Annotated in this window: 6 protein-coding genes and 1 pseudogene; 1 reads left to right on the top strand and 6 read right to left on the bottom strand. The window is 44.3% G+C overall.

All coding sequences use genetic code 11. The features are described 5' to 3' along the window. The 6 genes and pseudogenes from ACUVJL_RS07575 to ACUVJL_RS07550 form a co-directional block, all read right to left on the bottom strand. A partial coding sequence (locus ACUVJL_RS07575; RefSeq protein WP_445245290.1) for a DEAD/DEAH box helicase occupies nucleotides 1-1,243 on the bottom strand: 1,243 nt, incomplete at its 3' end. After that, nucleotides 1,236-2,558 carry a hypothetical protein gene (locus ACUVJL_RS07570; RefSeq protein ID WP_445245289.1) on the bottom strand — a complete coding sequence of 441 codons (1,323 nt, stop codon included), beginning with the start codon at nucleotides 2,556-2,558 and terminating at the stop codon, nucleotides 1,236-1,238. The genes ACUVJL_RS07575 and ACUVJL_RS07570, both read right to left, overlap by 8 nt. A gap of 23 nt (nucleotides 2,559-2,581) precedes the next feature. Beyond that, entirely contained in the window at nucleotides 2,582-4,276 is a 1,695-nt protein-coding gene (locus tag ACUVJL_RS07565; protein WP_445245288.1) for a hypothetical protein, read from the bottom strand. Nucleotides 4,277-4,575: 299 nt separating this feature from the next. After that, a pseudogene (locus ACUVJL_RS07560) lies at nucleotides 4,576-4,875 on the bottom strand (GIY-YIG nuclease family protein); the annotation flags it as partial. 30 nt (nucleotides 4,876-4,905) lie between these two features. Beyond that, complete coding sequence (locus ACUVJL_RS07555) at nucleotides 4,906-6,474, bottom strand: group II intron reverse transcriptase/maturase (RefSeq protein ID WP_445245287.1); 1,569 nt, start codon at nucleotides 6,472-6,474, stop codon at nucleotides 4,906-4,908. Nucleotides 6,475-6,955: 481 nt separating this feature from the next. Further along, entirely contained in the window at nucleotides 6,956-7,783 is an 828-nt protein-coding gene (locus ACUVJL_RS07550) for a hypothetical protein (protein ID WP_445245286.1), read from the bottom strand. A 210-nt stretch (nucleotides 7,784-7,993) separates the two neighbouring features. Between ACUVJL_RS07550 and ACUVJL_RS07545 the strand changes: the two genes are divergently transcribed. Beyond that, entirely contained in the window at nucleotides 7,994-8,164 is a 171-nt protein-coding gene (locus ACUVJL_RS07545; protein WP_445245285.1) for a hypothetical protein, read from the top strand. The last annotated feature ends 249 nt before the right edge of the window (nucleotides 8,165-8,413 follow it).

Here is an 8,413-nt window from a genome sequence, read left to right as displayed (position 1 = left end):
TTTGATACGAAGAAAGATGGAATCGCGCTCCAAAAGTTGGTGGGATTTGTTGCCCTGTGATGAAGGCAAAATTATCCCGGCCAAAAAACTCACGCAAAAAGTCTCTACCTTGCTGATTTTGATCGAGACTTGCCGTTGTTGTCAAAATCCGTAGTTGTGGCGAATCTGGTGTCAATCCCAAACGCGAATACAACAATCGCAGAATATAAGCAACCTCTGTTCCAGGCGTACCGCGATAGGCATGAAGTTCATCAATAATTAGGAAAAATTGGTTGTTTGGGTCGCTTTCCAGCCAGTTACGAGTTTCATCAAAGATATTGTTCTCGATACTCCGCATCATCATAATATTGAGCATCGAGTAATTAGTAATCAGAATATCCGGCGGGCTTTCTTGCATATCCCACCGCGACCACATTTCTCCACCATCAAGTCGTGGACAGTAGTAAGGGAAATCGGGCATATCCTGAAGCAAAGAAGGATTATTTTGAATTGCCATCTCTAGCTGTTGCCGCTGCTGTTCAATTTCTCTTAATTCGTTTTTTAGTCGTTTGATGCTCTCCTCTTTTTGTATTCCTGAAACAGGCGTTTGTCCGGTATAACGACCAAAAGTAATTCGGTTTCCACCTCTGTTTTTATCTAACCATTGATGTACTGATGGTGCTTCTAGTGCTTTTCTCAGTCGGCGCAATTGATCTTCAACTAAAGCATTGAGAGGATAAAGAATTAGGGCACGGAGGGCTTTAGGTCGTGGGGTGTGCGCCAATTGAGATACTCGGTTTCCATTACCATTCCACCAGTGATGATTATTTGGGGTTTTAGAATTAGCCTCCCAAGTTTGGGATTCCTTTGCTAACTGTGCCAAAAGCGGTAAGAGGAAACATTCGGTTTTACCGGAACCCGTACCAGTAGTCACGACTAAATCTCGTTGGTTAACCAGCACTTTCCGTAGGCTTTCCAATTGGTGTTGGTAAAGCTGGACTCCCGGATCGAAAATCATTTGCCCAAGTTGTGCCAAATTGTGGTATTCGGAGGGCAGTTGATTGGCTGCGGCTGACAAATTCATCCCCGATGATGGATAAATCGGGACAGGCTCAACTAAAGGAGGCTGACTCAAGATGCCTGGTTGCTGGAGGAGGCGATCGCGTTCATCAGCCAAAGCGCGGTAACGCAGGGGAAAAGCACTTTTGATATATAGCTGATAGATGCGATCGAGTCTTTGATACGCCCCAACTAGGTCATGCACTGGCAGACACCTCTTCGCAATTTACATTAAGTTTATCAGTTAGCAGAGAAATTACTTCCATTGGCACGTTCTCGTATAGAAGCCAGGAGTTTTGATAAGTCGGGAGTTGTCCAGATGCCAGCACTAGCGCACGTTCGTAAATTTCAGGCCAACGCTGGGAGATAGGTATTGCTAAACGCCCGATCGTGCGATCGTAACGTGCAACGCATTCAAAGCCACTGTGCTGCAACGCCAAAAATCGCAAGCCGTACCAGTCTCCTTGTAGCCAGATCGCGCTTTCTTGGTCATAAAAGAGTGTATAGTGGGGGCGATCGCTCTCCTCTATCCTCCACATCTGGTACATACCTGTTTTATTGGGAGAGATACAGCTAACAAAATCATTACCATCAAAGCGCTTCCACTCGTATATACTCGGCACAATTCCCTGCAAACTTCTGAGATTCTGCTTCCAAATGTCAAGATTTGGTATAATTTCAGCAAGTCGGCTCGATACTTCCCCAGCGTAAAGGATAGAAAACTGGCTTGTAATTATATTAAAGTCACTCAAATTGAGACGAATGCAAGGCGGTGCGTCTCTTCTTGATTGATGACTGGAAATTATATCTGTATATTTTTCCAACTCCTTCAGCAACTTGATGCTGCGTTGACCGCAAAGAAGAAATTCTGGAGAGTCTGATTTAATCCTAACGAGGGCTGTAGGAGCCATAGACCATCGTGTACCGTCTGAAGAACACTCAATATGCCCAAGCAACCTAAGCCTCCGTAAAATGCGTTTTGGTTCCTCAAGTCTCAGAGCATCGCAGGCTTTTTTGAAGGATTCCCACGTTCCGCTACCAAGGGTAGATAGCCAGTAGAGAAGGTGTTCGTAACGCTGGGAAAGTGTTTCAATATCTGGTGACGATTGATTGATAGGCGATGAGGCGCTTGCGTCAAATGGGTTATCATAGGTAACTTTCTCTACAGGCTGATAAGGAATGGGGTTCGTGTAATCGTAAACTTCATGGGCTGCCCCAACCATAGATTTTATTTGTTCATAGGTGAAGCTCTTATTGCCGGGAACTGCCGAATTTTTAAAACAGGGAAATTTGAGCAAATTTGAATTTACAATTTCTAGAGGTATTTCTCCTAGGGTACTACTTTCAATTGCCAGAAAAAAATAAAAGCTTTTTCTAGAAGTGGCTCCTTTTTCCAGTCGCAGAAGTGGCACATATTGACTGATATTTTGGTGTTGTATGTGTTTGGAAACTTCCTGGATAAGTTGTTTTGGGTTCCCTTTGTATGAAAATCCTCTGTACCAACGTTGAATTTTGGTCATTTTACTTCTGAATTTATTTAAGTTTATTGAGCCAATGACTGAAGGACGCTGCCACAAATATTATGACTTGAACCGATCGGCATCACTTCGCAACTTGATGGTTCTTCTATTGACAGGCTACTCCAATCAACTATTCTGACAAAGCGCTCGCTAGATTCACCTCCACAAGTAGCTTTTATGAGATAGTCACCTACACTAGGAAAGTTAACTACAATGGGAATATTTGTACTTTGCTGTAACTTTTCCCAAATTTGGGAATCATCCGATAATCGAGTTACTTGTAACTCAACTGTGGGATGGAAACCAAAGATAGTTACTTGAGGGCTATGTCCCTCTAGCCATGCACCCAATTTTGGTACGCGCAAACCACCTGAAAAGCTGATAGATAAACGGACACTGGGTTGCAAAGCATCTTTAAGTTCTTGACTTTTGATAAAGACTGCATCCCAAGCTTGGGAAACAACCATGCACGTGTGAATTTCAAACCAGGTAGAATTTTCAAATACTGGTTGTGCTTCACCCTGCCATTTCAATAACTGCTCATCTTGCAACCGTTGAATATCTGAGAGCAGTTCTTTTTTGTAGAGTAGGATAAATGGCGTACCGAGGGATGGCGTTCCCCAAGAAGCGTAGGCTCCTGAATCTGGGTTATCGGGATCAGGAATTAATATCCAAAAGTTACGATCGGGCAAAATTAGGGAATCCAGGTCTGTAGAACAACTAATTTGGTATCTTGCACCGCGATCCAATTCATTCATATTTATTGGATCTTTTAGAGGAAAATACCATCCAGCGCGTTCGTCCCGAAGCTGGTGAACGTTATCTCTGTACTGAACTTGTACCGATTCTACTGGTCGCCCTTTTAGCTGTTTCGGGTAGAGATAGTAATCAATCTGGCCCAAGAATGGATATTCAGTGCGATATAAACCTGCAAAAAGGTAGCGGCTCCAGGTGCGTACTCCTTGTTTTAGTGTTACTGGTTTCCCCTCATTTTGCCATTGTTCGTAAACTTCGTGAATTGCTTCGGCAACGGCTTCATACCGCTGCCTGTTGCTCGTCAGTAACTCTTTTAAGTGTTGGCAAAGCCTTGATGTCTCGCGGCGGACATGAGTAAATAAAGTTTGGGCATCCCATTGGGCTGTCCATTGCTTTTCGTTAAATAGATCTAGAAGTCGGTTTTTATCAGCGTGGCGCAGAAGAGATTGCGAAATTGGATAATTTATATAGGTAGTTGGACCACCGCGACCTCGAACTGCTGAAGGTAAGAATCCCTGTTGCCTTAGCCAAAGATTCCATTCTTTCCATAGCGGTTCTTCAGCTCTGTAACCAAATTCCATGCCCGGTGGACGACAAGCGCCGGACAGACCTAAAATTTTCTGCAATCGCCGGAAGTAGTTTAGTTCTGATATTTTTTCTTCCTCAGCCATCTGATAGGCGGCTAGGACTGTGGCACTGAGAAAGGCAATACTTTTGGGTAAACCGTCAGAATCACACCCTCGCAAGTTGCTCAAATTAACTTGTTGGTCAATGATGACTTTTTTCCTTACGGCAATCAAAAAGTCATCGCGACCGTTGTTGACGCCCGTATCCTTTCCAAATTCTAGACCAATACGCTCGAGTACATCGTCGTCAACGCTTACGTAAAGTTTAGTACCGCGCGGTACGCCACTGGTAAAGTAAGACACTAATGCTTGGTTCCATTCTCTGTAGCTTGCCATTGCTGTTTTCGCTTCTTTGGCTTACCATCTGAGCCGTTTGTTTAAATTATCCCAGGTTTGTGTGACTATTGGTAGTTAATGAGATTCAGCCTGACGTTGCTGAATACAGGTATAAATTCAAGATTTCGGAATGGGTATAAGCTAAGTAGGGTGAGTTTTGTAACTTCAAGCGAAAAGTTGATTCATACCGTGAATCAGCAACGTCTCCAGCCTGTCTTTGTGCCCCTCAAATGTGTCCTTTTAATCGATTTTTGTAGCTGATGCGGGAAATTTTTCCGTAATTATAACTAGATCTGATATCAGTAGCTGCCGATCGCATTCAACTCAACATCACTCAGCATTTTGGGTTTCATCTCATACAAATCTTGCAGTAAAGCCTTAACTTTCGGAAACGCAAAATACTCCGTCAGCTTGCCAATGCGGTAATTAAAGGGTTGATATCGGTGTTTGAAGTACAGTTCCACATTCCCCCGATGTTCCCAAAGTCCCAGCAAATTAACAACCACATCCGAGTAATGCGCTTTCACATCTCGCTGCACTTCGGCGATGCGTTCCTCGATCGATCGAGTTGTTACCCCAATTTTATAGAAACAGTGGCCGCCCGCTTTGGGTAGAGTCGAGGGAGGCTATTATGTCTCGCCCCTCTCTTTTAAATCTGGACGTGCAACTTTCATTGCATCCAGCTTCCGACAATCTTGTTTGCTCATGTGGATATAATCGTGACAGCTTTCATGTACAACCATCAGGTTTGTGTCCTTCCAGTTTTCATGGTTGCCGTCTTTGTGGTGTAAATTAACTCTTTCTTCTCCCGTAAGAAGATGTCCACAGTGTCCACAAGTATGTTTTTGCTTTTTGAGCATCTTAGAGGTTATACCGTCATATAACGCACTGTTGCGTTTTGTCCAGTAAAGGATATCTCCATCGAAAGGTGATTTATCCCCTTTTACCATCACGAATTTATTTTCGTGCCATCCAATTTTTGGGAATGCTTGGTCTATCAGGTGATTGACTTGGTAGCGGGTTAGCTTACTTTCTTTGTTAAATACCTTCCATGTTTTATTGTTGAGTGACCATAAATTAAATCTGGAGCCATCCAACTTACAAAACTGGTGGTAGTTTCTCCAACCTCTGACAATAGGAGCCAACTTTTTGGCTTTTACCTTTGCCCCATCATTCGAGTTATTGACGATTTTTTTCACCTTCTGTCGAAACTTCTTGAAGTTTTCTACTGAGGGAAAACTCCTGAACTTCCCGTTTTTCTGGACTTTAAAAGTCCATCCTAGAAAGTCAAATCCATCTGTCGCTGCGGTTATTTTTGTCTTTCTTTCACTAACATTCATCCCTCTTTCTGCAAGGAACTGACGGATTTTGTCAAGGATCTTTTGTGCGTCATCTTTTGGTTTGAGAAAAAACACCAGATCGTCAGCGTATCTGACGGATGGGTGAAGGGACTCTATCCCGTTTAATGCTATATTTGCCAGAAGTGGGCTGACTACTCCACCTTGCGGTGTTCCTTGTTGGGGAAATTCTGGGTTTACTCCTATTTTTAGACAACGGAAGATTCCGTTTCTGATGCCCATTGGGGCAATGAGTCTATCCATAATGGCAGTGTGGCTGATTCTGTCAAAGCACTTTTCGATGTCTAATTCGATGACTCGCTTGGTTATTCCTTTACCTTGAGAGTTTAGGTTTTGAAACAGGTATTTTTGAGCGTCATGTGCTGCCCGGCCTGGTCTAAATCCATAGCTCCGTTCATGGAATAGTGCTTCATGTGCAGGTTCAATAGCGTATTTGACTAAGCATTGCCACGCTCTATCGTACATTGTTGGCACTTTTAATAATCGGGTTGACCCATCCTTTTTGGGTATGGGAATTTCTCTCAGCCTTTGGTGCTTCCATTTGTTAACATTTGACTTGAGATTGAGGCTCAAGTCTAGGCGTTCTTGATGGGTCAAGGATGCTTTGCCGTCTATACCTGATGTTTTCTTGCCTGCATTTAGCTGTGTTACTTGACGGATTGCCAGTAATCTTGCTGCACGGGACTTCAGAATTAGCTTCTGTAATGACTTAACTTTACGCAGGTCATTTTCTCGAATAGCTTTGTACACTCGTTTTTGTAGGCGGAATAAATTCCTACGGAATTGCTTCCAGGGTAATTTACTCCAAAATTCACTAGCGTTAAGACTGTGCCTAATCATTCTCTACTCCAGTTCGTGTATTCTGACTGCCTTTCAGCAATTACGCTGAATCCTACCCGAATCTAAGGGTTTACTCGTCTCGTCTCGTCTACCTTGGGTTCGACCTTTCCAAAGACCTTAGATTCGTTTTTATTCGTTCCCTCAAGTGATTGTCTTGTCCTTTTAGGTGGAACCACTTCAACCATTGGATACCCTTAGTACGGCTAATCTCTGAGGTAGAAGTTGGCGGGTATTAGCTCCAATAAAGTCAGGGGGGTTATTCTTTTCCGTCCTGCTCTTTCCTAGGTTGCTTTTTTAGGTTCTGTTTCACCGTGAGGACGCCCCTAGCGCCAGTGTGGTATCGGTCAACCTCTGATTGCGCCCTATTCCCAGCTTCAGCCTCTCGAATTCCGAGTCGAGTCACTGTGGGTAGATTGGGAGTCATGCCCGTACTTGGCAGAGAGGGCTTGCACCTCTATCATCTTGAGAGTTTCACGAGCCTTTAATGGCTGTGAGCCGTGTTATTTCGTGGTTTTATCCACTGATTCGACGGCAACGAATCGCACACTTCAAGAAAATAGAGCGAGTTCACCAAAATCCGACGAAGCTGCGATCGATAAATCAGCAAATCAGCCCGCCGTTCGCTCAAACAGGATAACCCCGCAGCTTCAGCAATCTCTACAGAGCGCTCTAACTTCACCAACTCCGACAGCAGCAAGGGTTCCTGGACTTTGTTGAACAGCGCCAGGGGAAGAGCACCCACTGGAATTTTGCCGAGGTTAGTGAATTGATAAGAGCGTAGGAACGGGGCGTAGCCATCGCCAACTGACTCCAACAATCCTTTGAGTTCCCACCGAAAGTTTACCAAGTCTTTGGGAATCGATCGCTTTTGGGCCCCGTACTCTTTCCACAGCACCTTCAACTGTTCCAATTCCTCACCCTTAAGCTGGATGGTGAAATTATCGTAGAGGGGCAGCGAGGGAAATGCTTTGGTTTTAATCCGCTGTGACACGGGCTTGCAAGTGTCCTCGGTGTGGGCGAAGTGGTGTTCTTTCACCGAACCCTTTTTTGCTGTGAGTCCGCCACCGCAGTAGAGGCAAGTTAGCTGAGTTTTTCCGCGCACAACTTCATCAATGCTCGTCAGTTCGCCACTGAGAGCAACGCCAAATTTTAGCCACATTGTCAAAAGTTCTCCTAAAAGCAGGTTTTGGAGATGCACCCGCTCCACATGACCGACGATTTTAACAACAAATCTAGGGGTTAGGGCTTCTGCCTTGGGAAAGAAAGCGATCGGCATTCCATTTGGGATGCGTGACTTTAATCCTTGCATCCCAAATCTAAAATCTAAAATCTAAAATCTAAAATCTAAAATCTAAAATCTAAAATCTAAAATCTAAAATTGCTCGTCACCAATCGGGAATTTCTTCAGGCTCCGAGTCTGATAGGTCTTGTGACAGTTGCTCTCTCGGTAACGGCACAGCGGGCAATTCATGCTCTACACCGGGATATGTGTCTTTAACTGCTGCTTTGAGGCCAGGATTTGATTAAACTCAAAGGTAATGCGGGCTGGGATGACCCAGTTTTTAAGAGCCGTAAGGGGGAGCATTTGACCAAAACTCAAGTACGACGAATTGTCAAAGCAGCGGCTATGCGATCGCCCATTGAACCGGGTGTTGCGGCTAAAGTATCCCCCCGATCGCACTCCCACTAAGAGCCGCGTGCGCTCCAATTTAATCAAGCGTTCGCCCTCTGTTGAACATACAATGGCGTTTATTTCTGGAAAAACAATGGAGAACACAGCTAGTTCAACTCGTTCTGGGGTAAGGATTCAGGTCTGAAAAATGGGAATGAGTTCAGGCCGAGCCAAGTCACAAGAATGGGCAGAAATAGCCTCACGGAAAAAAGTCATTACTGAACGAGCTGGAAAACGACAAGTTTGAATCACACTCAATAGATCAGC

The organism is Microcoleus sp. OTE_8_concoct_300, assembly GCF_031383065.1.
GTDB lineage: Bacteria > Cyanobacteriota > Cyanobacteriia > Cyanobacteriales > Microcoleaceae > Microcoleus.
This window is presented reverse-complemented; position numbering and strand designations above follow the sequence as displayed.